16 protein-coding genes and 1 tRNA gene are annotated in these 17,384 nt (G+C 62.6%); 12 read left to right on the forward strand and 5 right to left on the reverse strand.

Features of this window, described 5'->3' with window-relative positions:
• Window positions 1-517 (reverse strand): STN domain-containing protein (locus PHI64_RS05855; RefSeq protein WP_299880051.1); only part of this gene is annotated, 517 nt, incomplete at its 3' end.
• Between the two features lie 322 nt (window positions 518-839).
• Here PHI64_RS05855 and acs point away from each other — a divergent pair.
• From acs to PHI64_RS05885, 6 genes are all read left to right on the forward strand, one after another.
• Window positions 840-2,798: an acetate--CoA ligase gene (acs, locus tag PHI64_RS05860; protein WP_299880054.1), complete on the forward strand. Its 1,959-nt coding sequence runs from the start codon at window positions 840-842 to the stop codon at window positions 2,796-2,798.
• A gap of 378 nt (window positions 2,799-3,176) precedes the next feature.
• Complete coding sequence (locus tag PHI64_RS05865; protein ID WP_299880057.1) at window positions 3,177-3,485, forward strand: DUF485 domain-containing protein; 309 nt, start codon at window positions 3,177-3,179, stop codon at window positions 3,483-3,485.
• Window positions 3,485-5,254: a cation acetate symporter gene (locus PHI64_RS05870; protein ID WP_299880060.1), complete on the forward strand. Its 1,770-nt coding sequence runs from the start codon at window positions 3,485-3,487 to the stop codon at window positions 5,252-5,254. The genes PHI64_RS05865 and PHI64_RS05870 overlap by 1 nt, the downstream gene beginning before the upstream one ends.
• A 449-nt stretch (window positions 5,255-5,703) precedes the next feature.
• The gene (locus tag PHI64_RS05875) at window positions 5,704-6,378 is read left to right on the forward strand and encodes a response regulator transcription factor (RefSeq protein ID WP_299880063.1); all 675 of its coding nucleotides are present in this window, start codon (window positions 5,704-5,706) and stop codon (window positions 6,376-6,378) included.
• Window positions 6,365-7,861: a sensor histidine kinase gene (locus PHI64_RS05880; RefSeq protein WP_299880066.1), complete on the forward strand. Its 1,497-nt coding sequence runs from the start codon at window positions 6,365-6,367 to the stop codon at window positions 7,859-7,861. Before PHI64_RS05875 ends, PHI64_RS05880 begins: the two co-directional genes overlap by 14 nt.
• Window positions 7,862-7,942: 81 nt before the next feature.
• Window positions 7,943-8,018 (forward strand) — tRNA-Phe (locus PHI64_RS05885).
• Between the two features lie 115 nt (window positions 8,019-8,133).
• Here PHI64_RS05885 and PHI64_RS05890 read toward each other — a convergent pair.
• Window positions 8,134-8,331 (reverse strand): hypothetical protein, encoded by a 198-nt coding sequence (locus tag PHI64_RS05890; protein ID WP_299880069.1) that lies wholly within the window; start codon window positions 8,329-8,331, stop codon window positions 8,134-8,136.
• A gap of 249 nt (window positions 8,332-8,580) precedes the next feature.
• Here PHI64_RS05890 and PHI64_RS05895 point away from each other — a divergent pair, with 249 nt between their 5' ends.
• On the forward strand, window positions 8,581-10,584 hold the full coding sequence (locus tag PHI64_RS05895; RefSeq protein WP_299880072.1) for a glycosyltransferase family 41 protein: 2,004 nt from the start codon (window positions 8,581-8,583) through the stop codon (window positions 10,582-10,584).
• Between the two features lie 13 nt (window positions 10,585-10,597).
• Here the strand turns inward: PHI64_RS05895 and PHI64_RS05900 are convergent, their stop codons facing one another.
• From PHI64_RS05900 to PHI64_RS05910, 3 genes are all read right to left on the reverse strand, one after another.
• A complete protein-coding gene (locus tag PHI64_RS05900; RefSeq protein WP_299880075.1) occupies window positions 10,598-11,452 on the reverse strand; it encodes a 3-keto-5-aminohexanoate cleavage protein in 855 nt (284 codons plus the stop codon).
• A 1-nt stretch (window position 11,453) separates the two neighbouring features.
• Window positions 11,454-12,122 (reverse strand): acetyltransferase, encoded by a 669-nt coding sequence (locus tag PHI64_RS05905; RefSeq protein WP_299880078.1) that lies wholly within the window; start codon window positions 12,120-12,122, stop codon window positions 11,454-11,456.
• A 226-nt stretch (window positions 12,123-12,348) separates the two neighbouring features.
• Entirely contained in the window at window positions 12,349-12,495 is a 147-nt protein-coding gene (locus PHI64_RS05910) for a hypothetical protein (protein WP_299880081.1), read from the reverse strand.
• A 157-nt stretch (window positions 12,496-12,652) separates the two neighbouring features.
• On the opposite strand from PHI64_RS05910, the gene PHI64_RS05915 reads away from it, so the two are divergent.
• The 5 genes from PHI64_RS05915 to grxD all read left to right on the forward strand — a co-directional run bounded on the left by PHI64_RS05915 (window position 12,653) and on the right by grxD (window position 17,366).
• A complete protein-coding gene (locus tag PHI64_RS05915; protein WP_299880084.1) occupies window positions 12,653-13,651 on the forward strand; it encodes a LysR substrate-binding domain-containing protein in 999 nt (332 codons plus the stop codon).
• A gap of 118 nt (window positions 13,652-13,769) precedes the next feature.
• Window positions 13,770-15,023 carry a glutamyl-tRNA reductase gene (gene hemA / locus PHI64_RS05920; protein WP_299880087.1) on the forward strand — a complete coding sequence of 418 codons (1,254 nt, stop codon included), beginning with the start codon at window positions 13,770-13,772 and terminating at the stop codon, window positions 15,021-15,023.
• A 48-nt stretch (window positions 15,024-15,071) separates the two neighbouring features.
• On the forward strand, window positions 15,072-16,157 hold the full coding sequence (gene prfA, locus PHI64_RS05925) for a peptide chain release factor 1 (protein WP_299880090.1): 1,086 nt from the start codon (window positions 15,072-15,074) through the stop codon (window positions 16,155-16,157).
• Window positions 16,158-16,159: 2 nt separating this feature from the next.
• Window positions 16,160-16,990: a peptide chain release factor N(5)-glutamine methyltransferase gene (gene prmC, locus PHI64_RS05930; protein WP_299880093.1), complete on the forward strand. Its 831-nt coding sequence runs from the start codon at window positions 16,160-16,162 to the stop codon at window positions 16,988-16,990.
• 61 nt (window positions 16,991-17,051) lie between these two features.
• Window positions 17,052-17,366, forward strand: coding sequence for a Grx4 family monothiol glutaredoxin (gene grxD, locus PHI64_RS05935; protein ID WP_299880096.1), 315 nt, complete (start codon window positions 17,052-17,054; stop codon window positions 17,364-17,366).
• Window positions 17,367-17,384: the final 18 nt, after the last annotated feature.

The following is a 17,384-nucleotide window of genomic DNA, read 5'->3' on the forward strand; positions in this document are numbered from 1 at the left end:
CTCCTGCCAGGCTGCCCGTTCCGCTGGTGCCGATCTGGGTGTTGGTCGAGACGGTGCCGGTCACGCTGCGGTTGAGATTGACGTAGTCAAGCCGGTAGCTGCGCAGGAACGGGGTGTCCGGCATCACTGCGAGACTCCTGCCATTGATCTCGTAACGCAGATCTACCTGCCGTGCCAGGCGATCCAGGATCTGCGGCAGGGTCTGGTCGATAGCGTTGAGGGTGACGGTGCCGGTGAGGCCAGGGTGGATGTCGATGTTGATCCGGGCATCTCGGGCCAGGGCAAACAGCAGATCCTGCACACGTACAGCGGTGACCACGACGGAGTAGGTCTCCAGCCGGGCGGCTGGCGTTGGGGGTGCAAGGGGCAGGATGTCAGGCAGCCGGCCTGGGGTGGGCTGCGCCTGAGAGGGACGCGGTGCGGCGCGGAGGTGGCTGGAGGAGGGGAGCTCAGGGGGGTGGGATGCGCAAGCGGCCAGCAGCAGGGGGAGCGGCAGAAGGAGGCGGTGGGCTGGCATCGCAGGAGTTCGGGTTATGTTTATGACATTTATTCTATTTCACTTTTATCTGTTTTGAATAAATGTGTGCGCCCGGTCTGCAAGGATGCACTCTGAGGGGGCGTGGCGGGACTCGTATGCCCGGAACGGGTGTCCTGGTTTTCGTGTGTAAGTCCTGTGTAAGATTGATCGACTTAAATGCCGGTCGGACCCAGGGCCGGAGCACCAGAAAGCGCCACCATAAGGCGTATGCATCCATGACGCGTGAGCGGCCGGATTCCCCGCCAGCAAGGTTTCAGAGCTAACAACGTTGCACACTCATAACACGAGGAGAGGTGAAAAAATGACGAGCGAAACCACCCAGAAGTTCTACTATCCGTCTGAAGAGGTGGTGAAGAACGCGGCCGTGTCGGGCATGGATGCGTACAAGGCCTTGTGTGCCGAAGCCGAGAAAGATTACGAAGGTTTCTGGGGCGCCCGTGCCAAAGAGCTTCTCGACTGGCAGACCCCCTTCACCCAGGTCCTGGACGAGAGCAATGCTCCGTTCTTCAAGTGGTTTGCCGACGGCAAGCTGAACGTCTCCTACAACTGCCTTGATCGCCAGGTCAAAAACGGTCTGGGTGACAAAGTCGCCCTGATCTTCGAAGGCGACAAGGGCGACGTAACCAAGGTTACCTACTCCGATCTGCTCGGCCGCGTCAGCAAGTTTGCCAACGCGCTCAAGGCTCAGGGTGTCAAGAAGGGCGATCGCGTCGTCATCTATCTGCCGATGTCCATCGAAGGCGTGGTGGCCATGCAGGCCTGCGCCCGTATCGGCGCCACCCACTCCATCGTGTTTGGCGGCTTCTCCGCCCAGTCCCTGGCTGATCGTATCAACGATGCCGGCGCCGTTCTGCTGATTACTTCCGACGGGCAGAACCGCGGTGGCAAGGCGCTGCCCCTGAAGTCCATCGCTGACGAAGCGCTGGCCAGCGGCTGCCCCTCCATCAAGAGCGTCATCGTGGTCAAGCGCACGGGTGCCGAGACCGCCATGGTCGCCGGCCGTGATATCTGGGCGGATGATCTGGTTGCTCAGCAATCCGACGTCTGCGAACCGGAATGGGTTGAAGCCGAGCATCCTCTGTTCCTGCTCTATACCTCCGGTTCCACCGGCAAGCCGAAGGGTGTTCAGCACTCCACTGGTGGCTACCTGCTGCACGCCATCCTGACCATGAAGTACACCTTCGACATCAAGCCGAATGATGTTTTCTGGTGTACCGCCGATATCGGCTGGGTTACGGGTCACACCTACATCACCTACGGCCCCCTGGCCTGCGGTGCGACTGAAGTCGTCTTCGAAGGCGTGCCCACCTATCCGGACGCCGGCCGCTTCTGGAAGATGATCCAGGATCACAAGGTCACCGTGTTCTACACCGCCCCGACCGCGATCCGTTCGCTGATCAAGTCTGCGGACAACACCCCGGCCGTGCATCCCAAGAACTACGACATGTCCAGCCTGCGCATCCTGGGTTCGGTCGGCGAGCCGATCAACCCCGCAGCCTGGGAGTGGTACTACGAGAACGTCGGCGGCAGCCGCTGCCCGATCGTCGATACCTTCTGGCAGACCGAGACCGGCGGCCACATGATCACCCCGCTGCCGGGCGCCACCCCGCTGATCCCCGGTTCCTGCACGCTGCCCTTCCCGGGCATCCAGGCCGCTGTGGTCGACGAAACCGGTACCGAAGTTCCCTGGGGTCAGGGCGGCATCCTGGTCGTCAAGCGTCCGTGGCCCTCCATGATCCGTACCATCTGGGGTGATCCGGACCGTTTCGTGAAGTCCTACTACCCGGCCGATTTTCAGGGCAAGCTCTACCTGGCTGGCGACGGCGCCATCCGCGACAAGGACACCGGCTACTTCACCATCACCGGTCGTATCGATGATGTGCTGAACGTCTCTGGTCACCGCATGGGCACAATGGAAATCGAATCTGCCCTGGTGGCCCACGAGAAGGTTGCGGAGGCTGCCGTGGTTGGTCGCCCGGACGATCTGACCGGTGAAGCGATCGTGGCTTTCGTTGTGCTCAAGGGTGCTCGCCCCACCGGCGAAGAAGCTGCCAAGGTGGTCAAGGAGTTGCAGAACTGGGTGGGTCAGGAAATCGGGCCCATCGCCAAGCCGAAGGACATCCGCTTCGGTGAGAATCTGCCGAAGACCCGTTCCGGCAAGATCATGCGCCGCCTGCTCCGTCAGCTGGCCAAGGGTGAGGAGATCACTCAAGACACCTCGACGCTGGAGAACCCGGCGATCCTGGAGCAGCTCAAGTAAGAGACATATGCCCTGGCTTTTGAGCCGGGGTGATTTGCAGCCGGCAGTTCCCCGAATTGCCGGAAATAAAAATAGAGCAAGTCGAATAAAGAAAAAACAGGGGAGGAACCCGGTGCTGTAAGGCCGGGGGTAGAGGGGGAGAAAAAGGCGCGAATTTCGCGCCTTTTTTTCGTCCTGATTTTTTTACGTAAAGCGCCTTGTTTTAAAAGAATTTTTCGAGCCTTTGGGTGCTGCGGCGCGATATTTCATCGGCTGTCGTCAAGATGGGGGTTTCATTTGTCAGCGTAAGGTCGATGTAAGTGTCCGCCGGTAACTTGCCACTACCCCTAAAGGAGTCCTTTTGGCTCCTGGCAGGTTAATTCGAAGAGGAGGAGAGAAATGAAAGACGACCTCGGCGACCGCATCCGGGCAAACCCGAAATACCAGGAGCTGGTCTCGAAACGCAATTCCTATGGCTGGATCATGACAGCGCTGATGATGATCGTTTACTACGGTTACATCCTGCTGGTGGCCTTCGACAAGGAATTTCTGGCGCAGAAGACAGGTGCAGGTGTCATGTCGATCGGGATCCCGATCGGCGTGGGCGTGATTCTGTTCACCATCATCATCACCGGTATTTACATTCGTCGTGCCAATACCGAGTTTGACGATCTGAAGGCTCAGGTCATCAAGGAGGCCACCAAGTGATGCGCAATTCCAAATTCTTGCTCGGCCTCCTGGCCATGCTGGCCTCTGGTGCCGCTCTTGCTGCCGGTGCCGACCTCGGCCAGGCTGAAAAGCAGGCCACCAACTGGACTGCCATCATCATGTTCGGCGTCTTCGTCGCCGGTACAATGTTCATCACCAAGTGGGCAGCGTCCAAGACCAAGTCGGCGGCGGACTTCTATACGGCCGGCGGCGGCATCACCGGCTTCCAGAACGGTCTGGCAATTGCCGGCGACTACATGTCTGCTGCGTCCTTCCTGGGTATTTCCGCTGCGGTGATGGCCAACGGCTACGACGGCCTGATCTTTGCGATCGGCTTCCTCGTGGGCTGGCCGGTCATCACCTTCCTGATGGCAGAGCGTCTGCGCAACCTCGGCAAATTCACCTTCGCCGACGTGGCCGGTTACCGCTTCCAGCAGACCCCGATCCGTGCCTTTGCTGCTTCCGGCACGCTGGTCGTGGTGGCCTTCTACCTCATCGCCCAGATGGTCGGTGCCGGTCAGCTGATCAAGCTGCTCTTCGGCCTTGAGTACTGGATGGCTGTGGTGATCGTTGGCGCGCTGATGATGGTTTATGTGCTCTTCGGTGGCATGACCGCCACCACCTGGGTGCAGATCATCAAGGCCGTGCTGCTGCTGGCCGGTGCGTCGTTCATGGCGTTCATGGTGCTCGTCAAGTTCGGTTTCAGCCCGGAAGCGATGTTCGCCAAAGCTGTCGAGATCAAGACCGCCCTCGCCGCCAAGGACGCCAAGCTGATTGCCGACGCCGCGACCGCCGCTGCCGCCTCCGGCAAGGATGTGGCTGAAGTGACCGCCGCGATGGCCGCCAAGAAGGGCGACTCCATCATGGGCCCGGGCTCCTTCGTGAAGGATCCGATCTCCGCCATCTCCTTTGGTATGGCGCTGATGTTCGGTACCGCGGGTCTGCCCCACATCCTGATGCGCTTCTTCACCGTGCCGGATGCCAAGGAAGCACGCAAGTCCGTGGGTTGGGCGACCGTCTGGATTGGCTACTTCTACATCCTGACCTTCGTGATCGGCTTTGGCGCCATCTGCTTCGTGCTGACCGACCCGACCTTCCTGGATGCCAAGGGCGCCCTGAAGGGCGGCGGCAATATGGCGGCAATTCACCTCGCCAGCGCTGTGGGTGGCAACGTCTTCCTCGGCTTTATCTCCGCGGTTGCCTTCGCCACCATTCTGGCGGTGGTTGCAGGTTTGACGCTGTCCGGTGCTTCCGCCGTGTCCCATGACCTGTACGCCACCGTGTTCAAGAATGGCAATGCCGATTCCGCCTCCGAACTGCGTGTCTCCCGAATCACCACCATCGTTCTGGGTTTGATCGCGGTGATTCTGGGTATCGCCTTCGAAAAGCAGAACATTGCCTTCATGGTGTCCCTGGCTTTCGCCATCGCCGCGTCCGCCAACTTCCCGGTGCTCTTCATGAGCGTGCTGTGGAAGGACTGCACCACCAAGGGTGCTGTGATCGGTGGTTTCCTTGGCCTGCTGAGCGCTGTGGTGATGACCGTGTTGTCGGACTCCGTGTGGGTCGCAACCCTTGGCAACCCGAAGGGTTCCGCGCCGTTCCCCTACACCTCGCCGGCCCTGTTCTCCATGACCATCGGCTTCGTGGGTATCTGGATCTTCTCGCTGCTCGACCGCAGCCCGAACGCCCAGCAGGAGCGTGCCGACTTCGCTGCCCAGCTGATCCGGTCCGAAACCGGTATCGGCGCCGCAGGCGCGTCGGGTCACTAAGCAAGACTCCCGGGGGGCTTCGGCTCCACCGGATGCAATAAAAAAACCCCGGTCTGCCATCAGGCAGCCGGGGTTTTTCAATGGATGGAGGGAATGATGCACCGGCGGTCGTGCGTCATGCCGCATCGACGCAACGCAGCCTGCGGCAGGCTTGCGCGAAGCCCGGTCGGCCCTGTGCTAGACTCGAACGGAATTGTAATGAGGGCATACGCTGCTGACGCCCGGAAAGGCCCTGGAGTTGTGGGGCACAAGGACGGTTGCAGCTGTCGATCAGGGATTGGCCGAAAAAGGCGGCGGGGGATGCTCCGTCGGGCGGACCAACCCCCGAGGCGTTGTCGCGGCTTGCGCAGCGAACATGCCCCCAAGACCGAGTAAAAGGAGAACAGCGGGTTAACTGTGCCGTATTCCGCTTACTTCAAACTTACACTTCTGCTCCTCAAGAAAGCGCTATGCGGATCCTGTTGGCCGAAGACGACCTGATTATTGCTGACGGCCTGTGCCGTGCGCTAAAAAAAGCTGGATATGCGGTGGACCATGTTTCCAATGGCGCCGATGCTGATGCCGCGCTGCTGGTTCAGACCTTCGACCTGTTGATTCTGGATCTGGGGCTTCCAAAACTCTCCGGTATCGAGGTTCTGCGGCGTCTGCGTTCCCGCAAATGTGCGATGCCTGTGCTCATTCTCACCGCTCAGGATGGCATTGAGGACCGGGTGCGCGGCCTGGATGCGGGGGCCGACGACTATCTGACCAAGCCCTTTGCGCTGCCCGAGCTTGAAGCGCGCGTCCGTGCTCTGACCCGGCGTGGGACCGGTCAGGCGCGGTGCATCGAATATGCCCGGCTGGCTTACGATCAGGCGGACAGGGTCGTCAAGATAGACGGGCAGGTCGTTGAGTTGTCCGCCCGGGAGGTCGGGCTACTGGAAGTGCTACTGCTACGCGCCGGGCGTCTGGTGAGCAAGGAGCAACTGGTTGATCACCTGTGCGGGTGGGGCGAGGAGGTCTCCAATAATGCCATCGAAGTATATGTTCATCGCCTGCGCAAGAAACTCGAACAGAGCGGCGTGCAGATCGTGACCGTAAGAGGGCTGGGTTACTGCCTGGAAAAGCCTGATGTGGTCGCCTAGGTGGCGCAAGGTGGCGGATGAGGACGCCACCGATGGCAAGGCCTTCAACTCCCTGTTTGGGGAGATTCTTGACTGGATGTTGGCGCCACTGCTGTTCCTGTGGCCAATTTCCATCATCGTCACCCATAACGTCGCCAACAGCATTGCCAACCAGCCCTACGATCAAGCGCTGGCAGTCAACGTTAGGGCTATCGCCCGTCTGGTCAAACTCGAGAACGGACAGGCCCGGGTTAACTTTCCCGCGCCGGCGCGCCTGATATTGCGGGCCGACGAAGATGACACCGTCTACTACCAGGTGCTCGGCTTCAAGGGCGAACTGCTGGCTGGCGACAAGGATATTCCACCGATCGCCGCGCCGGAGAACGTGGTTCCCGACCTCGTCATGTTCCGCGACGAATCCATTGCCGGTGAAGAGGTGCGCGTGGCGTATCAGTTCGTTCAGCCTATTGATAGCGCCCCTTCCAGGCTCGTGCTGCTCCAGGTTGCCGAAACGCGCAACAAACGCAGCACCCTCGCCTCCCGGGTGGTGACCGGCGTGCTCCTCCCGCAGTTTGCCATCATCCCCATTGCGGTCATCCTGGTCTGGCTCGGTCTCTCCCGCGGTATCGCACCCCTCAATCAGCTCCAGCGCCTGATTCGTCGTCGTCGCCCTTCCGACCTGTCTCCTATCTCAGTGTCGGGGGTTCCGGAAGAAGTCCGGCCCCTGATCATCGCCTTCAACGAGATGATGGCCCGCCTTGAAGAGAATCTTCAGGCCCAGCAACGCTTCATTGCCGATGCGGCACATCAGATGCGGACACCGTTGACCGGGTTGCGCATGCAGACGGATCTCGCCCTGATGGAGACGGACCCCGCTCAGGTGCATCGATCCCTTGTGCATATCTCCCAGAGTGCTGAGCGGGCGGGGCACTTGATCAACCAGCTACTGTCCCTGGCCCGGGCCGAAGCTAGCTATGAAAAGATCTATGCCGTGGAGCGGGTGGATCTGGAAGTGCTGCTGCGCACAATGTTGAGTGATTTTGTTCCGCGTGCTCGCCAGAAGAACATCGACTTTGGTCTCGAGAACACCGGCGAGCCGCTGGTGATCGACGGCAACCCGGTACTGCTTGGCGAACTGGTCAAGAACCTGATCGACAACGCCATCAAGTACACCCCCAGCGGGGGGTGCGTCACCGTTCGCACCATCGCTACGGAACGCGCAATACTGGAAGTTGAAGATACAGGCGTCGGAGTGCCGGACGTAGACCGGGAGCGGGTTTTCGAGCGCTTCTACCGCGTGCTTGGAAGCACCGAAAGCGGCTCCGGCCTCGGCCTTCCCATCGTCCGGGAGATCGCAGAGCTTCATCGTGCCAAGGTCAGTCTCATCCCCAACCCCAGCGGCAAAGGCACCATCGCCCAGGTGGTCTTCCCGCGCAGTCGAGCGGGGGAGGAACACCTGCCACCTGAGCCCCGGGCTCTCGCCGAGCAGTTCCCCCCCGCTTGAGTGTGTCGACGTACGGGCTAAAAGAATCTTGATTTTCCCTTTGACATGGGCAGATACCTTGCCTATAATGCGTTCCTCGTTGGCCAGTTAGCTCAGTTGGTAGAGCAGCGGATTGAAAATCCGCGTGTCCGTGGTTCGATTCCGCGACTGGCCACCAAGAATTATCAAGCACTTAGCCCAGCCCATAAAGCTGGGCTAAGTGCTTTTTGTGCCTCGTTCTGACGTTTTTCGGTCAGGCGGGCGGTGGCCGAGTTCCGCGAACAGGGCGCACCTCATTGGCTTCCATTGCTTCGCCAGCCTGGGCCGGCCTGTAGGCCGGCTTTCGCGCGCCGGATGTACTTGATCTGCCATTGGACATAGTTCTTCAACGCGGCGGAGGCGACGGCCTCGCAGCTCTGCTTGGTGGCCGCTGCGATGCTGTGCAACAGGACCTGGTCTTGTTCGCTTAGGGTGACGGTCAGGTGTGCCATGGTTGCTCCTGGCGTGGCTGAAGCAAAATGATAGGGCGACCAGAGCGCAGGGCCGATCCCGGCCGAGCCACCAAAAAGCCGATGTGCTGGAGCGTGGCGCGGGTAGCTTTTCCGATTGCTGCGTGGGCAACGATTTCTGGAGCCCTGCAGCCTGCGTGGCTAAACTGTAGGTATCGTCCTATAGCCCTGCGGGACACGTCCGTGCTTTGGGTGTTCAGGCCCATGGCCCTACGGTCGTTGTCGGCGCTCATGAAGCCAAAAGCTCCCTCAAAAGCCTCTTTTTCGACGGCCCATCCGGCATTTCTCCGTTGGCAGCAGGCGTGCGCTTCCGCTCGCTATGCCGACTGTCTGAGCCTGGCGGAGGCGATCGCCGGGCAGTGGGGAGAGGATGGGCTGGCGCTCCAGTTGTTGGGTGTTTCTCACATGCTCATGGGCCGTTTCCTGGATGCGGTGCCGGTGCTTGAGCGGGCTAGTGCGCTCCGGAAGAGCGATCCGGTGGTCTGGGACAACTACGGTGCCGCGTTGCAGAACACCGGTCAGTGGGGGCTTGCGGCGCGGGCCTTTCGGCGCAGCCTGAAGCTTGATCCGCGTGCGGCGGGGGTCTGGTGCAACGCGGCGACCAACGCTGTCCAGGATGGTCAGCCAGAGGAGGGGTTGCGCTTGGCAGCCCGGGCGCTGTCTCTAGACCCGCGTCAGCCCCTCGCGCACGTTGCGCTGGGTTCTGCACACCATAGCGTCGGGCATACGGAGGAGGCCGAAGCGGCATATCGCGCCGCTTTGGCCATTGACCCCGCCTGCGTGCCGGCTCTGACCAATTTGGGGCGCGTCTTGCAGGAGCGGGGCGACAATCGGGCCGCCTGTGCGGTCCTCGAAAAGGCGGTTGCATTGTCACCGGGGTCGGTGGAGGGAAATGCCAATCTTGCCCTAGCCTTGAGCATGATGGGTGAGCTAGAGCATTCTGCGGCGGCGTATCAGCGGGTGCTCGACAGCAGGCCTGATGCTTTTTTTGCGTGGAGCGGCCTGCTGTACTGCCATGCTCACGACGAGGCGCGGTCGCCAGAGGTATTGTTCTCTGCCCACCGGGCTTTCGGTGAGGCGCTTGAGGCCCGCAGCGTGGCGGCGCCCCATCATAAAAACGTGCGCGACCCCGGGCGCCGTCTGCGGATCGGCTTCGTCTCCGCAGATCTGTGTGATCACCCGGTTGCGCGCCTGATCGAGCCGGTCTGGCGCACCCTTGACCGCGATGCCTTTGCTATTCATGCCTACTTCAACCGCCGTGGCGGTGATGCGGTCAGTGCGCGGTTGCGCGGGTACTGTGACGTGTGGCGCGAGGTTGCGGGGATGAGCGATGATGCCCTGTGTGCATGCGTTCGTGCCGATGCGGTGGATATCCTGGTCGACCTCTCCGGGCATACGGCGGGGAACCGTCTTCCTGTTTTTGCCGCCAGGCCGGCGCCGGTCCAGGTGGCATGGATCGGCTATCCCGGGACGACGGGTCTGCGGGCTGTCGATTATCGGCTGGTCGATCCGGTGGCTGCGCCGCCAGGGCGTCTTGATGCGGGGTTTACAGAGCACTTGGCCTATCTGCCCGCGATGTCGGTACTGGAGCGGCCGAATGTCCTGCCGCCGGTTGCGTCGGCGCCCTTGCTGGCCCGAGGGTACGTCACCTTTGGCAGTTTCAACCGCTTGAACAAGATAGGCGATGGCTGCCTCCACCTGTGGGCCCGGCTGCTGGATGGCGTACCCGGTGCGCGGCTGCTGGTGGGGGGCGTTTTCGGGGGCGATGCGGAGCGGTTTGAAGCGAGGCTGGTGGCTTGTGGCCTGGATCCGGCCCGGGTCGAGCTGTTGCCGCGGGTGCCCTTGGCTGCCTATCTGGAGCAGCATGCGGGGGTGGATATGCTGCTCGATACCTTCCCGTTTTCGAGTGGCACGACCGCAAATTATGGTCTGTGGATGGGGGTTCCGACTGTCACCCTGGCAGGGAACTCGCTGCAGCAACGCCAGTGCGCCAGCCGCATGCACCGGGCCGGTCTGGCGGATTTCGTGGCGGAAACGGAGGCGGACTACCTTCGAGTCGCGCTGCGCTGGGCTGGCGATGGCGCGGCACTCGCTGTACTGCGTCCGGTAATCCGTGCACGAATGGAGGCCGACATGGCGGTGCTTCCGATGGAAATGTCGGCCGCGTTGGGTGTGCGCCTGCGCCAGATGTGGACGCGTTGGTGTGCGGGCGAGCCGCCGGCCGTCTTGAACTGAGTTGCGACTTGGCCTATGCGGCAGCTGGCAGGCCGAGTCGCTGGCGCAGCCTGGCGGGGCTCTCCAGTGGTCGCTCCAGCTCAACGGCAAGGCGCAGGATGCGCTTGATCAATCCGACGTTGCTGGCTGCCTCGCTGCGACTGCTGTCCATCCACAGATTGTCCTCAAGGCCGATCCGCACCCCGTCGGTGAGAAGCAGGCCCAACGCATTGGCAGTGAGCTGGTTGCGACCTATGCCGGCAAGGGACACCACGCTGTCATCCGGCAGGTGGGTAAGCAGGGCGCCGAGGCTGAGGGGGTCGGCCTGAGCGCCTGCGATGTTGCCGAGCAGCAGGTTGACGTAGGGGGTGCGGGGTATCAGACCTTCCCGCGACAGCACCCTGCCAAAGTTCGCCATGCCCAGGTCGAAGACTTCGAGTTCGGGCAGGATGCCGCGCGTCTGCATGCGTGTGGCTAGCTGGCGGATGGTGTCGGGTGTGTTGATGCTGGCGGACTGAATGAAATTCAGGGAGCTCAGGGTGAGGCTGGCCATGTCCGGCTTCGCATCGCCGTCGAGATCGAGGACCCGTGCCCGCGATGGGAAGGATGCATCCTTGCGGCCGCTGGTGGTGACGCACAGGATGGCTTCGCGGCCGCCGGGCAGGGCGCGGATCGATTCGATCAGGCGGCCGTAAACCTCCGGATCGCCGGTCTGCACGCCTTCGGCGTCGCGGGCATGGAGGTGCACCATCTGTACGCCGAGCTCCAGGCAGCAGGCAACGTCGTCGATGATCTCCGCGTGGCTGAGCGGCACGTGCGGGTTCATGGCGCGAGTCGGAATGACGCCGGTGCAGGCCAGATTGAGGATCAGGGCGTCACCACTGCGCATGTCAGCCTCCTGTTACGTCGCGGGCGCTGCGGCTGGCCTTCTTGGCGGGGTTGCCGACGTAAACACCGTCCGCTTCGGTGTCGCTGACGACGACTGCGCCTGCGCCGATGAAGCTGCGTTCGGCGATGGCAAGGCCGTCGCGCAGGACGGCGCCGACACCGATGAATGACTGAGGCCCAATCGATACGTTGCCGCCCAGCGTTACGCCTGCGGCCACGAAAGCATGCTCACCGACCGTGCAGTGATGGGAGATGTGGGCTGCGCTGCGGATGATCGCGTTGTTGCCGATCCGGGCAAAGGGCTGGATGATCGCGTGTTCATAGATCAAGGTGTTCTCACCCACTTGAAGATCCGGCCAGACGCTCGCGCGGCTCGAAACGTAGCTTGCGAACCGGTAGCCGCGTGCCTTGCCCTCAAGGTAGCGGTCGCGCCGGATGCCGTTGATGGCGTGGTAGCCCAGCGGAATGATCAGGTGTGCGGCGTCGGGAGGGTGACTGGCTTCGAGCTCTTCGAACGGCAGGACGGGCAGCCCCTCGTGGGTGTCGGCGTGCATGAATTGCCGATCCACGGTGAAGGCGACGACCTCGTAAGGGCTGTCATGGGTCAGGCAATACCATGCCAGGCTGGCAAACGTGTTATTGCCGAAGACGACGAGTGGAATGCGGCTCATTGAGGCCCGGCTCGGGTGAGTGCCACCAGAATTCTCGAAGTCCAGAGTACAACATGTTGCTCTGCCCGAGGGAAGAGCTCACCGCCATCCTGGCGGGGGGGCTTGTCGCGGGATTGGGGGCGGCCTTTGTGTATTGCCGTGCCGAAAGACGGGTGGGCGGAGAGTCTGTCCGCCACCCCTCAGGAAACGCCCGATGCCTTTGGCAGTTTCCCTCGGGGGCGGTGGCTCACAGGATCTGGCCGGCAAAGACTTCCTTGAAATAGGCTTCGAAGTCGAGCGGCCCCGGGGGGCTGCTGGCAAGTGCCTTGCGTTCGTTCGCGACGCGCTCGTTCAGCGGAGTCGTGATGAGTCTGCGGAGGTAGTCGAGGTTCATCTTGTTCTCCTTGTGTAATTGCAGAAAAGGCGCGGTCCGGTTTCCGGCAGAGGGGAGGGTTGTCAGAGACCGGACCTTGCTGTGCGCCTGAGCTAAATGTAGGTTTTGTGTTGCATTGCAGCAAACCACGTTTTCTGATGCTACGATTAACTTTTGCTTGACCGAAACCGTCATGGGCTATCGATTGCCGCCGCTGCCTGCCCTGCGAGCCTTTGAGGCTGCGGCGCGCCATCTGAGTTTCAAGCGGGCGGCGGAGGAGTTGTTCGTCACGCCGGCGGCGGTGAGCCTGCAGATCAAGGCGCTGGAAGCCTATGTGGGCGCGCCACTGTTTCGTCGCCTGCCCCGGGCGCTTGAACTTTCTGAGCATGGGCGGGCGATGTTGCCCAGAGTTCGGGAGGGGCTGGATTGCTTGGCCGCGGCGGTCGAGCTCGTGCGCGATAGGCCGGAGGGGCTGCTGACCATACATGCACCGCCGTCCTTCGCGCAGCGCTGGCTGGTGCCGCGTTTATCCCGGTTCAACCGCCTGCATCCCGACGTGGAGCTGAGCCTGGCCAGTGATGTGTGCAACATCGACGGTTTGGGGCGTGGTGCGGAGAGCTTGCTGACAGATCCGCGGGAGGCGGGCAGTGCCGTGGCGGTGCGCTTTGGGCTTGGTGACTACCCGGGTTTCTGTCGTGATTTATTGCTGGCGCCGGGGTATGTGGTGGTGTGCAGTCCGGAGCTGCTGGTACGGACCGGGCCATTGGCTGCGTCTGCAGACTGGGGGCGCCAGGTTTTCATCCATGATGAGTCGATCCCCGATGAGGCCATGCGGCCGAGCTGGGCGGAGTGGTTTCGTCTGGCAGGTTTCGTGAATGTGGATGTCAGTCGCGGGCCGCGCTTTTCAAGTGCGGTGTTGGTACTGGAGGCTGCCATGGGCGGGCAGGGCCTGGCCCTTGCCTTGTGGCCGCTGGTCGAGGCGGATGTCCGGTCGGGGCGTTTGGTGATGCCGTTTGCCACGATGCTGCCATCCCGCTATGTGTATAGTCTGGTGGTGCCCGAGGCCTTGGTCGAGCGCACGCTGGTTAAGAACTTTCGTGCCTGGCTGCTGGCGGAGGCCGAGGTGCCGTCCCTCCCCGTGCGCCATGAAGAGCCTCTTTCCGGCGGCGCTGCCTGATCTTTGCCGGGTGGCGTGGGGCGTTCGTGTGCCCGCCTTGATCCAGGCCCTGCTGTGCGCAAAAGGTCGGGTGATATAATCGCCGGCTGAAAAATTCCGCCCCTGCCTGGCGCCACCCATGCAGCTGTTTGCCCTAGGACTGAACCACCACACCGCACCGCTCGCCATCCGCGAGCAGGTGGCGTTTCGTCCTGAGCGGCTGGTCCAGGCCTTGGCTGATTTTGTTAAGGCCAAGCCGGTCAAAGAGGCGGCCATCCTGTCCACCTGCAACCGCACCGAGCTGTACTTTGCCACTCAGCAGCCTCGTCACGCGGCAGACTGGTTTGCCGAGTACCACCGGGTAGCCTTGCAAGACTTGTCGCCCTACTTGTACACCCTGCCCCAGCGGGATGCCGTGCGGCACGTGTTCCGGGTGGCCAGCGGGCTCGATTCCATGGTCATCGGTGAGCCCCAGATCCTCGGCCAGATGAAGGACGCCGTGCGTCAGGCCGAAGAGGCCGGCACTCTCGGCGCCACCATGCACAAGCTCTTCCAGCGCACGTTCTCGGTGGCCAAGGAGGTACGCTCCACCACGGCGATTGGCGCCAACATCGTGTCCATGGCTGCAGCTGCAGTGCATCTTTCCGAGCGGATTTTCGAGCGGGTCAGCGATCAGCGGGTGCTCTTCGTGGGCGCAGGCGAGATGATCGAGTTGTGTGCCGCCCACTTCGGTGGCGAAAAACCCCGTCGCATCACCATTGCCAACCGCACGGTGGCCCGGGCCGAGGCTGTGGCTCAGCGCTTCGGTGGTGATGTGTTGCGCCTGGACCAGGTAGGCGAGGCGCTGCCTGGTTACGACATCGTGGTTTCATGCACAGGTAGCCCGCTGCCGGTGATCGGACTGGGTGTGGTTGAGCGGGCGCTCAAGGCGCGCCGCCGCCGCCCCATGGTGATGGTGGATCTGGCTGTGCCACGGGATATCGAGCCCGAAGTGGCCGAGCTGGACGATGTGTTTCTGTACACCGTCGATGACCTGGCCCAGGTGGTCGATTCCGGCCTTGAGTCGCGCCAGGCGGCGGTGGTCGAGGCGGAGGGCATCATCGATGAGCGCGTCGATGGCTTTCTGCACTGGCTCGACAGCCGTGACACCGTCCCGACCATCCGTGCGCTGCGTGAGCATGCCGACCAGCTTCGCCAGGCCGAGCTCGAACGGGCCCTGCGCATGCTGGCCCGGGGTGACGATGCGCACAAAGTTCTCGAGTCCCTCAGCCAGGGCCTCACCAACAAGCTGATGCATGCCCCTACCCGCTTCCTCAGCGATGCGGAGGGTGACCATCGGGGTGATTGCGCCCAGCTGGTCCAGCGCCTCTTCAATCTTTCCAAGGACCGCTAGCCTGTCGGGCTGGCGCCTTCATGCCTGCAGCTGCGGGCCGGTATTCCCATGAAACAGCGTATCCGCGACAAGCTGGACAATCTTGCCGACCGCCTTCAGGAGCTCGACCGTCTGCTGGCCACCAGTGAGGCGGCCAGCGACATGGATAACTATCGCAAGCTGACCCGGGAGCACGCCGAGATCACGCCGGTTGTAGCCCTTTACCAGGCCTTTTGTCAGGCCGTTGCCGATGAGGCCACGGCAAAGGAGCTGATCGGCGACCCGGAGATGAAGGAGCTCGCCGAACTTGAACTCGAAGCGGCCCGGGAGGCCCAGGAGCGGATCGAGGCCGATCTGCAGACTGCGCTGCTGCCCCGGGATCCGAACGATGAGCGCAATCTCTTTCTTGAAATCCGGGCCGGCACCGGGGGGGATGAGGCGGCGCTCTTTGCTGGCGACCTGCTGCGCATGTACACCCGTTACGCCGAGCGCCAGGGCTGGCGGGTCGAAACCATTTCCGCCAGTGATTCCGAGCTTGGCGGGTTCAAGGAGGTGATCGTCCGGGTGGCGGGCAATGGCGCCTATTCGCGCCTGAAGTTCGAGTCGGGCGGGCACCGGGTGCAGCGCGTGCCAGCGACCGAAACCCAGGGGCGCATCCACACCTCAGCCTGCACGGTGGCAGTCATGCCCGAGGCCGATGAGGTCGGCGACGTGGAGCTCAACCCCGCCGACCTGCGCATCGACACCTTCCGGGCGTCCGGCGCCGGTGGCCAGCACATCAACAAGACCGATTCGGCCGTCCGCATCACCCACTTGCCCACCGGCATTGTGGCGGAGTGCCAGGATGGGCGCTCCCAGCACCAGAACAAGGCATCGGCCTTGCGCGTGCTGGCGGCCCGGATCAAGGACATCCAGGTGCGTGAGCAGCAGGCTCGGGAGGCCGCCACTCGCAAGAGCCTGGTCGGCAGCGGAGACCGCTCCGAGCGCATCCGCACCTACAACTATCCCCAGGGCCGGCTTACCGATCACCGCATCAACCTGACCCTCTACAAGCTGGATGCAGTCATGCAGGGGGAGTTGGACGAAGTACTGGCAGCCCTGACAGCCGAACACCAGGCGGAATTGCTGGCAGCACTTGCTGACGAGGGGCACTGAGCGTGGCATTGGCAAGCATCGGCGACGCCCTCCAGGCGGCCCGGGGGCGAATCCCGGCCAGTGAGGCGCGCCTCTTGCTGGGCAAACTGTTGGGGTGCTCCACCGCCCAGATCGCCGCCTACCCGGAGCGGGGGCTCGCCGAGCCGGTCGCGGCCCGCTTCGCCGATTTCCTTGAGCGCCGTGCTGCCGGCGAGCCGGTGGCTTACTTGTTGGAAGTGCGGGAGTTTTTCGGGCGCGATTTCCGGGTGACGCCGGCGGTGCTGATTCCCCGTCCTGAGACCGAGCTGATTGTCGAACTGGTGCTCGGCCGGATGGCGGAAGGTGCTGCGCCGAAGCTGCTCGACCTGGGGACTGGCAGTGGTGCGCTGGCGGTCACGCTGGCCCTTGAAGTGCCGGCAGCCCGGGTGCTGGCGGTTGATCTTTCGGCTGCCGCCATCGAGGTGGCGGCGCAGAATGCCGCTGCGCTGGGGGCCCGGGTGCGCTTTGTCGAGAGCAACTGGTTCTCCGCGGTGGACGAGACGGGCTTTGATTTCATCGTCAGCAACCCGCCATACATTGCTGCGGGCGATCCGCACCTGGCGGAGGGGGATGTGCGTTTCGAGCCTCCGGGAGCGCTCGCATCCGGGGCCTCCGGCCTTGACGACCTGGCCCGCATCACGGTAACAGCGCCGGATTTCCTCGTGCCCGGGGGATGGTTGATGATGGAGCATGGATACGATCAGGCTGCCGCCGTCCGCACCCTGCTGACGGCGGCCGGTTTTGAGGCGGTGGCTTCGGCCACGGATCTGGCCGGAATCGAGCGGGTCAGCTTCGGCTGCTGGCCCTGTTCTTGACGCGCCGCCCAAGCAGGCCTAGACTTTTCCGACTGAATTGCTCAACTATTGTGAGACCAAGATGGACGTCCAAAAGATTATTCACGACCAAGTTACTTCCAACCCGGTGGTCCTGTACATGAAGGGCTCTCCGGCCATGCCCCGCTGCGGCTTCTCTGCCAACGCTACGCAGATCCTGCGTGCCTGTGGCGTGACCGAGTTTGTGGCGGTTGATGTGCTGGCCGACGAAGCCATCCGCCAGGGCATCAAGGAATACGCCAGCTGGCCGACCATTCCCCAGCTGTACATCAAGGGTGAGTTTGTCGGCGGTTCGGACATCATGCGTGAGATGTATGAATCCGGCGAGCTGAAGAAGCTCCTCGACGGCGCGGCCTGAAAGCCGCTGTTCCGGGAA

The organism is Zoogloea sp., assembly GCF_028689785.1.
GTDB lineage: Bacteria > Pseudomonadota > Gammaproteobacteria > Burkholderiales > Rhodocyclaceae > Zoogloea.